This is a genomic window from Kitasatospora sp. NPDC005748 (assembly GCF_040630735.1).
GTDB lineage: Bacteria > Actinomycetota > Actinomycetes > Streptomycetales > Streptomycetaceae > Kitasatospora.
The window spans coordinates 22,906-38,402 of the sequence record NZ_JBEXYD010000043.1 but is presented as its reverse complement, the minus strand read 5'-3'; the positions used below and the strand labels follow the sequence as shown (position 1 = coordinate 38,402).

Genomic DNA, 15,497 nt, shown 5'->3' with positions numbered 1-15,497 from the left:
ATCGCCTGTCCGCCGCCCGACAACTCTAATCGGATAGTTCATCCGTTTCTATGCTACCGTCCCAGCAAGCGGATGAACTCTCCGGATATCGGAGTGGAGGGGCACATGGCGAAGACAGCTGTGGTCACAGCGGGGACGGCCGGCATCGGGCTGGAGACGGCCCTGGGACTGGCCGACGCCGGGTTCTCGGTCACCGTGGTCGGACGCGACGCCGACCGCGGCGCCCGGGCGGTCGGCCGAATCAACGCGACGAACCCGGCACATCCCGGACGGTTCCTGGCCGCCGACCTCGGCTCGCTCGACCAGGTGCGCGCGCTCGCCGACCGGATCGCCGCCGAGCACGCCGCCTCCGGCGACCCGCTGACCGTGCTGGTCAACAACGTCGGGGCGATGTTCCCGCAGCGACGGACCCTGGACGGCATCGAAGCGTCGTTCCTCGTCAACCACCTCTCGCCGTACCTGCTGACGGAACTGCTGCTGCCCACGCTGACAGTCGGGGCGCCGAGCAGGATCGTGAACGTGACCTCGGGCGCGGTCGGGCTCGCGAAGAAGGCCTTCGACGCCGTCGAGCCGCCCGGCGGCTACTACGGCTTCCACTGGTACGGCCGCGCCAAGCTCGCCAACCTCGCCTACACGCTCGACCTGGCGAACCGACTGAAGGGCACGGCCACCTCCGTCTTCGCCGCCGACCCGGGAGGCGCCGCGACCGACATGACCAACGGCACCATGACCGACCCGAAGATCGTCTCACCGGCCCTGCGACTGCTGTGGCCACTGGTGCGCCGCAAGTTCGACCGCTCCACCTCGGGCCCGGCGTCCGTGGCCGCCCGGTCCTCGATCATCGCCGCCACCGACGAAGCCCTCGCGGGCCGGACCGGTCTCGTCATCGGGGCCCAGGCGCGCCCGGTGACGCCGCTGCGCGCAGCCACCGACCCCCGCATCGCCCAGGACGTGCGCCGGCTCAGTGAACGGTACGCACCCCTCACCGCCGCCTGACCCGCCAGGCGGTGCGGGTGCTGTCGGCGGCGCCATCCGGATGGAGAATCCGGTTAGCATGTCCCCCATGACGATGCCCCTGCGCAAGGACGCGGCACGCAACTGGGACCGGATCGTCGCGGTCGCCCGTGCACTGGTCGACCAGGGCACACCCTTGCAGCTGAACGACGTCGCCGGCCGCGCCGGACTCGGAGTCGGCACCGTCTACCGGCACTTCGCCACCCCCGAGGCGCTACTGGAGACCGTCGCCGCTCCCTGCCTGGAAGCCCTGGCCGACCACGGCCGGCAGGCTCTGGCCGGCACCGACCCCTGGCACGCCCTCGAAGGTTTCCTGTTCCGCACCGTCGAAGCGCAGGTCACCGACGCGTCCCTCGCCCCGGTCACCGCGGCAGCCACCGACACCCTGCCGCGCACCACGGAACTCAAGGAGACGCTCCGGTCGGTCGGCACCGCACTCCTCGACCGGGCTCGCGATGCCGGAGCGGTCCGACCTGACCTGGCCGCCACCGATCTCGTCCCGCTCATGTGCGGCATCGCCCACGCCGTCAACGTCCACGGCGGAGAACCCGCCGCCCGGATCGACACCGCCCACCGCTACCTGGCCACGCTCCTCGAAGGACTGCACGCCACGCCACAGCACGCGTGAGAACACCGCCCGCGCACCGACCGGGATGATCAGTACCGTGACGCGCGGAAACGGTCGAAGGCGGGGAACTCCGTGACCGCCGACAAGGGTGCAACGCACCACGCACCCGCCTCAACACGGCCTGTCAGCCATCCAGCAGAAGTAGAGGCCCGGTTCAGGGGTGCAACACGCAGTCTCGCGTCGCACCCCGCGACACGTCAGGGGCCGAGACACAGGTAAGCAGCAGCCACCACAGACCGCGCCGCCAGGACCAGGAGGCAGACAGCCCGACAGCGGACATCAGGCGGCGGGCGCCGGCGGCCCCCGCCGCCGGCGCCCGGTGTCCGGTGTCCGGTGTCCGGCCCGTCCGGGTCGGGTCAGCAGGTGCCGACGCGGCCGTTCAGCCGGGACCAGACCGCGGTCCACGGACCGTCGCCGTGGGGACGATAGATGACCAGGTTCCCGTCGTTCTGCAGGCGCAGCCAGTTGACAGGCGGGTTGCAGCCGAGAGCGGTTCCGGAGGCCCACAGGGCGCGCATGGAGCGGTCGTAGACGACGAGGTTGCCGTCCGACTGCATGATGACCCTGCCCGGCGTGGTGTTGGCGGTCCCGGTGGTCCAGACCGCGTGGCCGCCCTCGTCGTACTGCACGAGGTTGCCGTCGTTCTGGTAGACGAGCCGCTGATCGCCGTTTCCGGAGACCAGCGAGTCGCCGGGGAGCAGACAGGTGCGCCAGTCCATGTGGTCCCATCCCCGCGGGTTCCGCGTGCACTTCCACTCCTGGTCGACGGCGTCGGCCGACGCGCTGGTGGCGGTGGTGAGGCCGATGCCGCCGGCCAGGGCGGTCGCGGCGATTGCGAGTGCGACGAGCCGTTCGGACGTCCTGCGGATGGTCATGGCGTTCCTCCTCGCCCCGGAGCGTTCCCGACCGCTCCCGGGCCTACAGTTCATGGCGGCGCGGTACCCCTCCCCGCCCCACCGATGGTCCGGAGCCACGTTCAGCGGCCCCGTACCTGACAACGCTCCGCACACGACCAGCGGTTCAGACACCCGGACGACGAAGCGGTCACCCGGACGAGCACACGTCGAACCTCCGGGGACAGGGCGGTCATCCCCTCCAAGCTGATCGGCTGGTGCTTCCGGCCCGGCAGCAGTACTACCCGGCCCTCCCGAGGCTGCTGTTCGTCCTGGCCGACACCCGCGAGCGGGCCGCCCGCCAGCGCGTACGCGACCTCAAGGCCGATGCCGACGGCCACCCGATGGTGCGGCGGATGCCGACCGGCGTGAAGGCCGGCGCTGCCCGCCCGGCCGACCTCGAGGACCCAGTGCGGGGCCTGGGACCTGTAGTCCTGCCCGCCGGCCCGGCCCGCGCCATGCCGGCCCGGCCCGCGCCATGCCGGGCCGGGCCGGGCCGGGCCGGGCCGGGCCGGGCAGACGACGACAGCTGCGGTGAGAACACGACACCTGTCCGAGCGGCGCCCGGTGCCGTCCGGAGTAACCATGGCCTTATGGACGCCCCCGAGTCGCCGTTCGAGGGCGACGCGACCGCCAAGCCGAGGAGTGGCCCATGACCGGTCAGGTGCTGGCGAGCTGGAGCGAGGGCCCGGCCAGGCGAGCGATCCTGGACTACGTCCACCAGGCGACGACCCCGGGGACGGCGTTCGTCGAGCCGGCCGACCGGATCGCCACGTTCGACAACGACGGCACGCTGTGGGTCGAGCAGCCGCTGCCACCGCAGTTCGACTTCGTGTTCCGCGCCTGGGAGGAGGAGGCGAAGGCCGACCCGTCGCTCGCGGAGCGGCAGCCGTACAAGGCGCTGATCGAGCGGGACCGGGCGTTCTTCGAGGGCGTGGCAACGCAGGAACCCGAGACGGTGGCGACCCTGCTGGAGGCGTTCGCCCGGTCGTGGGCGGGCACGACGCCCGAGGAGTTCGACGCGCGGGTGCGGGAGTGGACCAGGACGGTGCGGGACCCGCAATTCGGTGTCCCGTACGTGGAGCTGGTCTACCGGCCGATGCTGGAGCTGTTCGACCTCCTGCGGGAACGCGGGTTCCGGGTGTTCGTCTGCTCGGGCGGCGGCCGCGACTTCATGCGCGTGTTCTCCGAGGAGACGTGGGGAATCCTCAAGGAGGACGTCATCGGCTCGGCGGCCGCCTACACCTACACCGGCGGCGGGCTCGTCCGCTCCCCCGAGCTGCTGGGCGGCCTGGACCTGGGGCCGGGCAAGCCCGAGCACATCTTCGCCCACACCGGCCGGCTGCCCGCCTTCGCGGGCGGCAACGCCGACGTCGACATCGAGATGCTCACCAGCGCCGCGTTCGCACTGCTCGTCCGCCACGACGACGACCAGCGCGAGTACGCCTACACCAAGGGCGCCGAGGCCTCACTCACCACGGCCGAGCGGCTCGGCTGGACCGTGGTGAGCATGAAGAGCGACTGGACGACCCTGTTCTGACCAGGAGGACGCGGTGGACGACCTGACCGCCGTCGACATACTCGTCAACCCGGACGAGACAACCATGCGGCACGCCCACGCCTGGAACGCCCGGATGCGCCAGAGCGTGCCGGACGGCTTCGCCCTGGACGCCTCCCACCAACCCCACATCACCACCCTCCAGCGCTACGTCCGGACAACCGACCTGGACGACGCCTACCAGGCGGTCCACCGAACCCTGGCCGCGACCGACACGCGCGCCCTGTCCTACCGGGCCGTCGCCATCAGGCACGCCGACTGGGGCGTGCCCGGACAGGGCCTCGCGGTCATCCTCCTGCGCCCCGGCCCCCAGGTCCTCGACTTCCAGGCCGCGCTGCTGGCCGCGATCACCCCCTTCACCGAGTCCGGCGGCACGGCCGCCGCCTTCGTCACCGACCCCGGCGAGGGCATCAGCCAGAGCACCCTCGACTGGGTCGCCGGCTACGTCCCCCACCAGATCGGGCCCGACGGGTACACCGCTCACATCACCGTCGGCTTCGCCACCCTCGACGACCTCAAAACCATCGAGGCCGAGCCGTTCGACGCCTTCACCGTCCGCCCGGCCACCATCGCCGTCTACCAGCTCGGAAACAGCGGAGCCGCCCGCAAGCTCCTCCGGAGCTGGCCCGCACCGACCTGACCGGCCGCACTGCGGATGTCGCCCAGCCCGACCCGGCCCAGGCGCTCACAGAGAGAAACGACACGTGAGTCCCACGCCGCCGGTACGTGGCCGTCTACGGCGCGGCGCTGCCGATCTCCGGCTCGGACCGGACCGGTGACGGGTGCCGCACCCGGCCGGCCCTCGGGGTGCCGACCTCCTGGCTGAAGGGTGCCCGCCAGGGCAGTCCCTCCTCCGGCCTGGTGGTGTCCGTCCGGTCCGGCAGCGACCCGAACCGGTACGTGATGGTGGACGGTCCGGCGCTGCCGATCTCCGGCGCCGAGTGGACGGCCAACGGCTACGAAACCGCTCGCCGATGGGCGTTCCAGCCCCTGCCGGATAGCCTCACCTGCGACTCTTCCTCCAAGCAACCGCTGGCAGGAAGCCGCATCCCACTGACACCGCGCCCGAACATCCCTACCGGCCGGCTCGACGGGCGCGCCGATTCTGCACCCTGCGCGGTGCCCGAGGCCGTCTCGAACGACCGTCCCGCCGCTACCGGGCGAGCAGGGCGCTGACGGTCTTGCCGCCGCCCTCCCGACGTACGACAGCGGTCGCACGGGCCAGACGGTTGACCATGGGCCAGCCGAAACCCCCGGTGCCGCCGTCGAGGTCCGGGGTCCGCATGCGCGGCAGCCGCGAGCTGCGGTCGTGCACGGCCACCTCCACACCGTCCGCCTGCGCGGTCAGGTCCAGAGTGAACGTGCCGCCGCCATGGCGCAGGGCATTGGTGACGAGCTCCGAGACGACGAGAAGTACCGTCTCCGCAGCCTCGGGCGCGGACGCCGGGACGAGGCCGTCGAGGAACCCGCGCGCTCTCTCGCGCGCGGCCGCGACACACGAGCCCGAACCGAGGGCCGCGACCTCAACGCTCACCATGCCCATCATTCACCTACTTCCTGCGTCGCCAACCCCGCTCCATCCTGCCCGAACCTTGTGCCCCGCCAGGAGAGCGCCAACCCCGCCACGATCAACCCGCTGCCCACGCCGGTCCCCCGCATCCGCCCCTTCCATGCGCGTGAACGGTTTGCTCGTTGCGCCTGCTGACGTTGCGGACCGGGGCCGGGCGCTGAAGGATGCCGACCTGCTGTGGGCGATCGGCATCGAGGAGGATCCGGAGCCGGTGGCCGCGACGGCCGCGGCCGAGGCGAAACCGAAGGGGCCCGCACCGGCCGCTTCCGGCAGGGCGTCGCCGCGCTCGCCCGGGTCGTGGAGCGGGAGCGGCATCCCCCGGGTGCCCCGCCCGCGCGGGGAGCCGGTGGAGGCCGGGGAGGCCGGCCCCGGGAGTGGGGAGGTGGTGGTGTCGCACCTCGCGGTGGGCGCCGGGCTCAATCACCCGGAAGGCCCGGCGGAAGGCCCCCCGGGCAGCTCGCCGAACACGGCGGGGAGTGGCCGTGGAAGCGGGCACTGCCGGGGGTCCCCCGGCACCCCCGCAACTCCCGCAAAGCCGGCGCCATCGCCAGCCGCCTGCCCCTCGCCGCCGCCTCCACAGCCCGCGACCCCGCAACCGCCGGGCAAGGGACCGGCAACCGTCAGAGCCGCCACCCCATGCCGGGGCTCGACGACCGCTGACCCGCGGCCCCCCACTTCCCCGGCGCCGCCGGAAGGGCCGCGCCATCTCCGCCTCCCGGCGGCCCCACGCATGCCCCCACCCGCAACGGGCACACGTCCGAACAGGCCCCACCACCTCGGCGGAACAGGAGAGACGATGAGCATAAAGCCCGAACTCGAACCGGTGCTGCGCGGCATCGCCGAAGCCGTCCACGACCGCGACGACCACGTCCTGCGCCGCCTGCTGGCCCGCCTCGCCGAACAAGCCACGATCGACGACCTCTACGCCCTGCGCGACGCACTCCCCCGCCTGCACACCTCCACGAGCGCCACCCACTGACCCCATCACCCGGCCGGCGGGTCCGCCCCGCGCGCGTGGCCGCCGGAGGGCAGCGGCGCCCAGGCTGACCAAGGTGTGTACGTCTCAGGGGCCGGCGGCCGCCTGCCGCAGACGCTGTCGGCCGCCGGCTCCAGGGTCCGGACAGCGCGGCGGCCGGCTGGGGCACTCTCGGAACTTCGACAGATGGCCTGACCCGCAGGATCAGCTGAGCCAAAAGGGGAGAAGAACGGTCAGCAGGCGAACGCCGTGGGTGCACCAACTCAGGGACTGCCGGATGTCCAGGATGTCGAGGCCCTGGCCGAGGAGGAGGGCCGGCCCCCCGCGGTCCTGGCCCTCAGACGTGAGCAGCAGGCGCACGGGCGCCCTGTTGGTGTGGCTGTCCATGGGGTATGTGACGGTGGTGCGCCAGGAAGCGAAGCCGCCGACGCGCCGACCGGGAGGAACGGACAGGTCGTCTGGTAGCCACCTCGCCGGCCCGCGGGAGGGCATGCGAAAGCCCCGGAGCGGTGGGTTTCGGGACCCGGCAATCCCGTGGTGCAATGCGACCCGCGGGCCCGGAGCGAATCCTTCGCCCACCGGGGCCGGGGTCCTGAGCGTCGTCGAGCAGTGAGGAGTCACCGTGACCGCAAGGAAGCCGGAGGAGGACGACGGGTGCTCGCCCCGTCCTGCTGAGGGCGGGAGCCCTCTGGGCAGGGCGATGACTCTGGCGGGGATGTTGGAGGCTGCGGAGGCCGCGGCGCCCGTGGAGTCCCTGGACGTGGTCGCGCGCATCCTCAAGGAGCGCCTCGGGGCATCGTCCGTGTCCTTCCTGATCATCGACTTCACCGGCAGCTCAGTCGTGCGACTGGGCGCCGCGGGCAGCGTCAAGACCGGCGAGCCGGCCCAGCGCATCTCCGTGCGGGGCACCCCGTACGACGACGTGATCCGCAGCCAACGCCCGAGCGTGGAGCAAACAGGTGCCGCAGAGCTGGCGCGGATCATCGTCCCGGTGACCAACCGCGGGGACGCCATCGGGCTCCTCGAACTGTTCCTGCCCGCCGCACCGAACCCCGAGGTGATGCGGGAGATCGGCGAGAGCGCGCACGCGCTGGCGTACATCATCATCGCCAACCGGTCCTTCACCGACGTGTACCAGTGGGGCCGACGCACCGTCCCGCTGAGCTTGGCCGCCGAGATCCAGCACCGGCTGCTTCCGGCGTCGCTGGCGTGCGAGGCCGCGCAGTTCGCGGTCGCGGGGGCACTGGAGCCCGCCGACCATGTCGGGGGCGACACCTTCGACTACGTGATCGACCGGGACACCGTCCAGTTGTCCGTGACCGACGCCATGGGCCACGACGTCGGCGCCGCGCTGCTGGCCACCCTCGTGGTGGGCGCCCTGCGCCGGGCCCGACGGGCGGGTGCCGGCCTCGACGAACAGGCGCGCCAGGCCGACCAGGCCATGCGGGACCACGGCCGCCAGGGCTACGTCACCGGCCAGCTCCTGCGCATCAGCCTGCTCGACGGCACCACCGAGTTCGTCAACGCCGGGCACCCCTGGCCGCTGCGGCTGCGCGACGGAGAAGTGCGGGAGATCGTCCCGAAAATCGATCCGCCGTTCGGCCTCGGACTGCGGGCCGCCCCCACCAACACCTACCGGGTGCAGTCCCTGGACCTGCGGCCCGGGGACCGGCTGGTGATGCTGACAGACGGCATGCTGGAGCGCAACGCCCAGAACCTCCACCTTCCGGACCTGATCGTCCGCACCCGCGCCCTGCACCCCCGGGAAGCCGCCCGCACCCTCATCGGGGCGATCCTCGACGCCGGCCACGGCCACCTGGACGACGACGCGACCGTCATGTGCCTGGACTGGCACGGCCCCCGCAACACCCACCGCGTCGCCGCCACCGGCGCCAACCTCACCGACGCCTCAGAACCCGCAGAAACGACCCGCACCCCGACCATGACCCCGGACGTGCGCTGAGGCCCAGGCCTGTCCGGCAGCGGCACGGTCGGCGCGTGCACCGCAACCGGGACAGCCACCGCTACGGGGCGCCCGGGCCCGGCTCGACCGTCCCAGCCGGTGTCGGGGCCGTCCTCCTGGTCGCAGTCGTGGTCGGTGCCGACCACGACGCCGTCCTCGACGAGCCCACCGTGATCCGCCAGCAGCGGTCGACGCTGGGGATCGACGCTGGGGATCCGCTGCACCGCGGCGGCCAGCCCGGCCGGGCGGTGAGCCATCGGGTGGACGGGGAAGGGGACCGTGGTGCGGGGGCGCAGCGCCCGCACCAGGTCCGGGAAGAAGATCGCGTCGGGGATGAAGGACGTGTCGGAGACGTCGATGTGGAACGAGTCGGCGTGCCGGCCGATCCGCTCGACCTCGGCGGTCAGCGCTCCCGGGTCGGCGGACCACAAGGAGGCGTCGATCATCGTGCCCTCGGGCGGGCGGCCGGTCGGGGAGGGCAGAGGGGACTCATCTCGTCGAGGTTGCTGGGGCGGGGTGCGCGGGCTGGGGGCGCGGAGCCGGTCGGTGATCGCGGCGGCCATCTCGTAGGCGACTTCCGGTGCTTCGCACAAGCCGACCTGAAGGGGCAGGATGCGCGGCCGGTGGGCGTCGAGGACCCGCCACCGCCCTGCCCGTCGGCCCGACCTGCCGGTCACCGGGTTCGAAGAACCGCAACGACGTCGGCACGACCGTCGACCCGCTCTTTGGCACCACGAACGGTGTCGAGGAGGTCGTGGCGTTCTTCACCCGGGTGGGCGAGTCGGGCTTGCAGGCCGCGCATGGCGATCAGGCCATGTCGGCCTGCGCGCTGTCCGCTCCGCGCCGGCCCGCTCCTACTCGGCGACCGCCGTGCTGTAGACCCACCGGTAGACCCGGAGTGCGCGGCCCTCGACCATCTCGACCTCGTCGGTCAGCTCGAAGTGGACGTGCTGCCCGTAGTACGTCACGGCGACCTTCTCCGCTCCCTCGGCGGCAAGGACCTGCGAGACCGGGCCCAGTCCGCTCGGCCCGCCCCTCAGTACGACCCTGATCATGACAGGACTCCTGTCCGTCGGTGGTTGATGCCACGCGGCACCCATGCCGTCGCGGCAGGTTGACGCGAGGGCGGGAAGGGGACACCTCGACACCCGTGCTCCGGTGCCCGGCCACCCGAGGCGCGGGCGCACGTGCGGGGCTCCTCCGCGCCGCACGCGTCGGAGCCGGCAGTGGGCGGACCGCGTCCTCGTCGCTCGCCTGCGCTCAGTGCCTTCACCCAACAGCGGTGCCGGGGAGGCGTCAACTCCAGCTTTGCGAAGCCTCGTTGCTTGTCAACGTTCGACGGCGCACTCCTCGGCCCGCGCGCCCCCCGTCCGCCGTGCGCCCCCCGGCCGGTCATGGAACGTCCGTGCTGGTCGGCACCGCACCGGTCGGCCAGGCGGCCTTGACAGGACACTCCTGGTGCTGCTGGGGGTATTGCCAGAACCGGTGCGGAGGCGTTCCATGTCCAGTCGAGAGCGCCACGCGTCGGCGGACGACCCGCAGACGACGACGCGCCCGCAATCCCGGTGCTGACGGATCCGCAGCCGGGAGATCACCAGAGAGCCACATCGGGGGACCGACTTCCGGAGGCTTCGACATGTCCGCATCCCAGCGAGAACCCATCGCCGTCGTCGGTACCGGCTGCCGCTTCCCCGGCGGCGTGCAGGATGGCAGCGGCCTGTGGCAACTGGCGGCCGACGGCCGCCGAACGGCCGGCCCCGTCCCCGCCGACCGCTGGTGCGCCGCGCGCCTCGCGCGCGGCCACGACCCGGACATCGCCGTCCGTGCCGGGTACGGCTGCTTCCTGGACGGCGACATCTGGGCATGGGATCCCGAGGCCTTCTCCGTGGCGCCGATCGAACAGCGCTGGGTGGACCCGCAGTTCAGGGTGCTGCTGGAGGTGGCCTGGGAGGCCGTGGAACACGCCGGGATACCGATGGACCAGGTGCGCGGCTCCCGGACCGGCGTATACGTGGGCACCTACGCACCGGACAACCTCTTCCGCGAGGCCAGGCCCGTACAGGACGCCCCCAACAGCGCCTACCTGTTCGGCAACTTCACCGCCGGCGCGGCGGGGCGAGTGGCCTTCGCGATGGACCTGCGCGGACCTGTGATGGTGGTGAGCACCCACTGCTCCTCCGGCCTGGTCGCGCTGGACACCGCGTGCGGGGCGCTCACCCTCGGCGAGTGCGACCTGGCACTGGCGGGCGGCGTGCTCCTGATGGTCTCGCCCGAGACCCACCTGTACGAGGCGCCACTGCTGCTCTCCGGACACGGTGCCTGCCACGCGTTCGACGCCCGGGCGGACGGGTACGTGCGCGGCGAGGGCGCCGGAGTGCTCGCACTGAAGCGGCTGACCGACGCCCTGCGGGACGGAGACCGGGTCCTGGCCGTGATCAGGGGCAGCGCCGTCAACAACGACGGACAGGCCAGCCGGCTGACGGCGCCGTCCACACGGATGCAGCAACAACTGTTCCGCCGAGCCGTGGAGAACGCGGGCATCGATCCGGGAGAGGTCGGCCTCGTCGAGGCGCACGGCCCGGGCACCGCCGTCGGTGACCCCATCGAGTACACCTCGATCGACGCCGTCTACGGGCAGGGGAGCGGGGGCTGCGCACTCGGCTCGGTGAAGACCAACATCGGCCATTCGGAACCCGTCTCGGGGATCGCCGGAGTCATCAAGGCGGTCGAGTCCCTGCGCCGCGGAGTGATCCCGCCGAACCAGCACTTCCGCACGTGGAACCCGTCCATCCCGCGGGACGGGAAGTCCCGGCTGTTCGTCCCGACCGAACTCGTCGACTGGCCGGTCCCGGGCACCACCAGGCTCGCGGCGGTCTGCTCCTACGGGGTGACGGGGACCAACGCCCACGTCGTGCTGGAGGCCGCGCCCACCGTGTCCACCGCACTCCGCCCCCGTCCGGGCGGCGGGGACAGCGCTCCGGACGCGAGGGCCAGACTGTTCCTGCTCTCGGGCAATTCGCCGCAGGCCCTGGCGGGGGCCGCCAGGCGACTGGCCGACTGGGCGGATGTCGGAGCCGGCCGGGCCGTGCCGCTCCAGGACGTGGCGCACACCCTCGCCCTGCGCCGCTCGCACGCCGACCACCGGCTGGGAGTGGTCGCCCGCAGCACCGCCGAACTCGCCTCCAGAGCAAGGAGCTTCGCCGCGGACGAGACGCCCCGGGGGGTGAGTGCCGGGGTACCCGTCCTGCCTCCGGAACACGCCGGTCCCGTCTTCGTCTTCACCGGACAGGGCTCGCAGCGCCCCGGCATGTGCCGCGGCCTGCTGGCCACCCAGCCAGTCTTCGCTGCCGCCGTCGAGGAACTCGAACCGCTGATCGCGGCCGAAGCCGGCTTCTCCCTGGTCGAGATGCTCACCCAGCCGGACCGGCTGACGGGCATCGACCGCGTCCAGCCCACCCTGTACTCCGTCCAGGTCGCGCTCGCGGACCTGTGGCGCTCCTGGGGCGTCGAACCCGCGGCCGTGATCGGCCAGTCGCTCGGTGAGATCGCCGCCGCCACGGTCATCGGAGCGCTCGGTCGGGAGGAGGGGGTGAAGGTCATCTGCCGCCGGTCGGCGCTGCTCGCCACCGTCTCCGGCGGGGCCATGGCCTCCGTGCGGCTCGGCGCCGAGGAGACGGCTGCGGCGATCGCGGCGATGGGCGCCGACGGGGTGACACTCGCCGTGCTCACCTCACCGACCAGCACCGTCGTCTCCGGCGACGCCGGCCAGGTCGCCGCACTGGTCCAGGGCTGGGAAGCCGCCGGCGTCGCGGCACGGATGATCGACGTCGACGTGGCGTCGCACTCCCCCCAGGTCGATCGGATCCTCACCCGTCTGGGTGCCGCCCTCGACGAACTACCCGCCGCCGACACCGGCGGCGCCTTCCTGTCCACCGTCACGACGGATCCGTCGGCGCCGGGCCTGCTCGACGCGTCCTACTGGGTGCGCAACCAACGCGACCCGGTACGGTTCCACGCGGCGGTGCGGGAGGCACTGGCTCGCGGGCACCGGCTGTTCGTCGAGTGCACCCCGCACCCGTTGGCCGTGCAGCCCATCCAGGAGAGCGCGCGGGCCCAGGGCGTCACGGACGTGGTCGCGGTCGGCACCCTGCGCCAGGGCACCGAGGACACCGACGCCTTCCTCGCCCACCTGGCGGCCGTGCACTGCGCGGGCCACCACGGCATCGATTTCGCGGCCCACTACGGGGACGGCCACCTCGCCGACGTGCCGGGCACCACCTGGCACCGGGTGCGCCACGGCGGCGACGGCACGCCGTACCAGCTCGTCGCCCCGCACCTGGTCGGAGCGACCCAGCATCCCCTGCTCGGCGGCCACGTCGCCGACCCCGACCGCCCCGGCCGGCACCTGTGGCAGACACCGATCGGCCCGCGGCGGCTGCCCTGGCTGGCGGACCACCGGGTCGCCGGGGTACCGGTCCTGCCCGGCACCGGCTTCGCCGAAATGGTCCTGGCGGCCGGCGCCGCCGCCTTCGGCACCGACACCGTGGCCGCGGAGGACCTCCGGGCACACTCACCCCTCCTTCTGGACCCGGAGCCGGAGGTCACCACCCGGCTGACCGTGGAGGACGGCCAGGCCCGGACGCAGATCCTGTCCGGCACCGGTGAAGCGCGGGTGATCCACGCGCACGCCACCGTACGGCCGCTGCCCGCCGGGTCCCCCCGCACCCTCGCACCTCCCGCCACCGATGGCTGGACCGACTTCCCTCCCGCCGACCTGTACAGGTACCTGCGTACCCGCCACGACGTCCTCCACGGCCCAGCCTTCACCGCGATCGAGCGCATCCAGGTCCACCCCACCCAGGACCGCGCCGTCTCCTGGCTGCGGGTCGCCGACAGTGCCCGGGTCTCGGCCTGGACGATGACCCTGCACCCTGCCCTCACCGACCAACTGGTCCAGACCGTGGTGGCGGTCTGGCTCGCACACCACACCCTCAGCCCCGGGCCGGTCGTGGTCGCCGGCTTCGACGCGGTCAGGTGTTACGGGCCCTGGAGCCACGCCCGGCGGGCCGAGGCCGAACTCGACCGCGCGGACGACCTCTCCTGCACCGCCTCCGGACGGCTGCTCACCGACGACGGGACCGTGGTCGCCGAGATCCGCGGACTGCGCCTGGCCAACATCACCCCGCCCGAGGAGCGCTTCGCCTCCCGGCTCTCCCACCTGGCGCAGGTGCCCGCACCCGTTCCCGCACCCCCCACCACATCGGGCGACGACGGGCGGCGCGGGCACGGGGGCTGGCTGGTCGTCACCGACGAGGACACCGGGTGGGCGCACGACCTCACCGCGCTCCTCACGCGGGAGGGCGCGCCGGCCCGGACGGTGCGCACCGCCTCGCTGCCCGAGGCGCTGGACGATCCCGCCCCGGAGGGGGCCGCGGCGGTGGCCCTCGTCCTCGGACGGCCGGACCCCGCCAGGTCGCCCGCCGTGGCCGCACGCGAGGTGGTCACTCGGCTGGCCGCCGTCCTGCAAGCGCTCAGCACACAGGCCGCCCCGCCCCGCATCTGGGTGGTGTGGCGCGAGGAGGAGGCGGGTCTGGCCGGCGCCGGGGTGCCCGGCCTGCTCCGGGTGGCCGCCTACGAGCACCCGGGACTGGTCGGAAGCATCGAGATGAGAGGGCGGACAGCACCGCAGGACATCCTCCCGGACCTGCTCGCGGACCGGCCGGTCGCCGAGATCTCCTGGCGGCACGGAGTGCGCCACCTGGCACGCGTCAGACCCGGCCCCGCCGGCGGGCCCGTGGACCCGTTGCCCTCCGGTCCCGTTCGCGAGGACGGCCGCTACCTGGTCACCGGCGGCCTCGGCGGCCTCGGCCTGCTGACCGTCCGCTGGCTCGCCGAACGCGGTGCCGGGCGGATCGTGGCCTGCGGACGCGGAGCGCCCTCCGAGGAAGCGCGACGAGAACTGGCGGTACTGCGCGCGGCCACCGGCGCGAGGATCGACGTGCTCCTGGGCGACATCGCCGATCCCCGCACCGCCGAGCTGGCCGTCCGGACGACGGCGGACGACGGCAGGGGCAGCCTGCACGGGGTGTTCCACAGCGCGGGGCTGGTGGAGGACGCCGTCCTCACCAGGCTCGACGCGACACTGACCGCACGGGTCTGGCGCGGCAAGGCCGAGGGAGCCTGGGCCCTGCACCGGGCCACCGCCGGACACGACCTCGACCTCTTCGTCCTCTACTCCTCGATCGCCGGCCTGGTCGGCTCACCGGGACAGGGCGCGTACGCCGCCGCGAACACCTTCCTCGACGCCCTGGCCGAGTACCGCCGCGACCGGGGCCTGCCCGCCACCTCCATCGCCTGGGGCGGCTGGAGCCGGGTCGGCCGCGGCCGACACCTGGCGCAGCGCGGACACGTCATGATCTCACCCGAGGACGGCATCGCGGCTCTGGAACGGATCCTCACCGAAGGCCACCGCCGGATCGCCTACTCGCCGATCGACCTCGACCGGTGGATCGAACCGTTCCCCGCGCTGCGCGACTCCCCCCTCCTCGCCGGGATGCTGACCACGCCCTCCCCCGACCGGGGAGCCACTCCCGCACGCGACGAAGTCCTGTCCGCCGGGACCGCCGCCGAACGGCGCCGCCTGCTGAACGACTTCATCACCGCACAGGTGCGCGACCTGCTCGGCGGCACCGCCCGCCACATCGGCCCGCACACCAGCATGGTCATCCTCGGCCTCGACTCGCTCGGCGCCGTCCAGCTCCAGCAGCGCATCCGGCGCGGGCTCGGCATCGACGTCAAACCCGGCATCATCTGGGTGCGCCCCACAGCCGCCGGCCTGACCGACCACATCCTCGACACCATGGGGCTCGCCGACGATGCCGAGGAGCACCACTGA

At 73.0% G+C, this 15,497-nt stretch carries 11 protein-coding genes and 1 pseudogene; 7 read left to right on the top strand and 5 right to left on the bottom strand.

The window, feature by feature from the left end:
• The first annotated feature begins 105 nt into the window (after window positions 1-105).
• Both ABZ495_RS26250 and ABZ495_RS26245 read left to right on the top strand, forming a co-directional pair.
• Window positions 106-996: an SDR family NAD(P)-dependent oxidoreductase gene (locus tag ABZ495_RS26250; protein ID WP_359838391.1), complete on the top strand. Its 891-nt coding sequence runs from the start codon at window positions 106-108 to the stop codon at window positions 994-996.
• A gap of 67 nt (window positions 997-1,063) precedes the next feature.
• Complete coding sequence (locus ABZ495_RS26245) at window positions 1,064-1,642, top strand: TetR/AcrR family transcriptional regulator (RefSeq protein ID WP_359838389.1); 579 nt, start codon at window positions 1,064-1,066, stop codon at window positions 1,640-1,642.
• A 356-nt stretch (window positions 1,643-1,998) separates the two neighbouring features.
• Here the strand turns inward: ABZ495_RS26245 and ABZ495_RS26240 are convergent, their stop codons facing one another.
• The gene (locus ABZ495_RS26240; RefSeq protein WP_359809453.1) at window positions 1,999-2,517 is read right to left on the bottom strand and encodes a hypothetical protein; all 519 of its coding nucleotides are present in this window, start codon (window positions 2,515-2,517) and stop codon (window positions 1,999-2,001) included.
• Window positions 2,518-3,187: 670 nt separating this feature from the next.
• Between ABZ495_RS26240 and ABZ495_RS26235 the strand changes: the two genes are divergently transcribed.
• Together ABZ495_RS26235 and ABZ495_RS26230 are read left to right on the top strand one after the other, a co-directional pair.
• Window positions 3,188-4,075 (top strand): HAD family hydrolase, encoded by an 888-nt coding sequence (locus tag ABZ495_RS26235; RefSeq protein ID WP_359838387.1) that lies wholly within the window; start codon window positions 3,188-3,190, stop codon window positions 4,073-4,075.
• Window positions 4,076-4,088: 13 nt separating this feature from the next.
• Window positions 4,089-4,733, top strand: a complete 645-nt coding sequence (locus ABZ495_RS26230) for a hypothetical protein (protein ID WP_359838385.1) — start codon at window positions 4,089-4,091, stop codon at window positions 4,731-4,733.
• 94 nt (window positions 4,734-4,827) lie between these two features.
• Here the strand turns inward: ABZ495_RS26230 and ABZ495_RS26225 are convergent, their stop codons facing one another.
• On the bottom strand, window positions 4,828-5,046 hold the full coding sequence (locus tag ABZ495_RS26225) for a hypothetical protein (RefSeq protein WP_359838383.1): 219 nt from the start codon (window positions 5,044-5,046) through the stop codon (window positions 4,828-4,830).
• Window positions 5,047-5,246: 200 nt separating this feature from the next.
• Window positions 5,247-5,636, bottom strand: coding sequence for an ATP-binding protein (locus ABZ495_RS26220; RefSeq protein ID WP_359809480.1), 390 nt, complete (start codon window positions 5,634-5,636; stop codon window positions 5,247-5,249).
• A gap of 823 nt (window positions 5,637-6,459) precedes the next feature.
• On the opposite strand from ABZ495_RS26220, the gene ABZ495_RS26215 reads away from it, so the two are divergent.
• Together ABZ495_RS26215 and ABZ495_RS26210 are read left to right on the top strand one after the other, a co-directional pair.
• Window positions 6,460-6,642: a hypothetical protein gene (locus tag ABZ495_RS26215; RefSeq protein WP_359809461.1), complete on the top strand. Its 183-nt coding sequence runs from the start codon at window positions 6,460-6,462 to the stop codon at window positions 6,640-6,642.
• A gap of 697 nt (window positions 6,643-7,339) precedes the next feature.
• Window positions 7,340-8,602 (top strand): PP2C family protein-serine/threonine phosphatase, encoded by a 1,263-nt coding sequence (locus ABZ495_RS26210; protein WP_359838414.1) that lies wholly within the window; start codon window positions 7,340-7,342, stop codon window positions 8,600-8,602.
• A gap of 248 nt (window positions 8,603-8,850) precedes the next feature.
• On the opposite strand, the pseudogene ABZ495_RS26205 reads toward ABZ495_RS26210, so the two are convergent.
• Together ABZ495_RS26205 and ABZ495_RS26200 are read right to left on the bottom strand one after the other, a co-directional pair.
• A pseudogene (locus ABZ495_RS26205) lies at window positions 8,851-9,048 on the bottom strand (ribulose-phosphate 3-epimerase); the annotation flags it as partial.
• Window positions 9,049-9,456: 408 nt separating this feature from the next.
• The gene (locus ABZ495_RS26200) at window positions 9,457-9,657 is read right to left on the bottom strand and encodes a DUF5988 family protein (RefSeq protein WP_359809462.1); all 201 of its coding nucleotides are present in this window, start codon (window positions 9,655-9,657) and stop codon (window positions 9,457-9,459) included.
• A 581-nt stretch (window positions 9,658-10,238) separates the two neighbouring features.
• Between ABZ495_RS26200 and ABZ495_RS26195 the strand changes: the two genes are divergently transcribed.
• Entirely contained in the window at window positions 10,239-15,497 is a 5,259-nt protein-coding gene (locus tag ABZ495_RS26195) for an SDR family NAD(P)-dependent oxidoreductase (RefSeq protein ID WP_359838381.1), read from the top strand.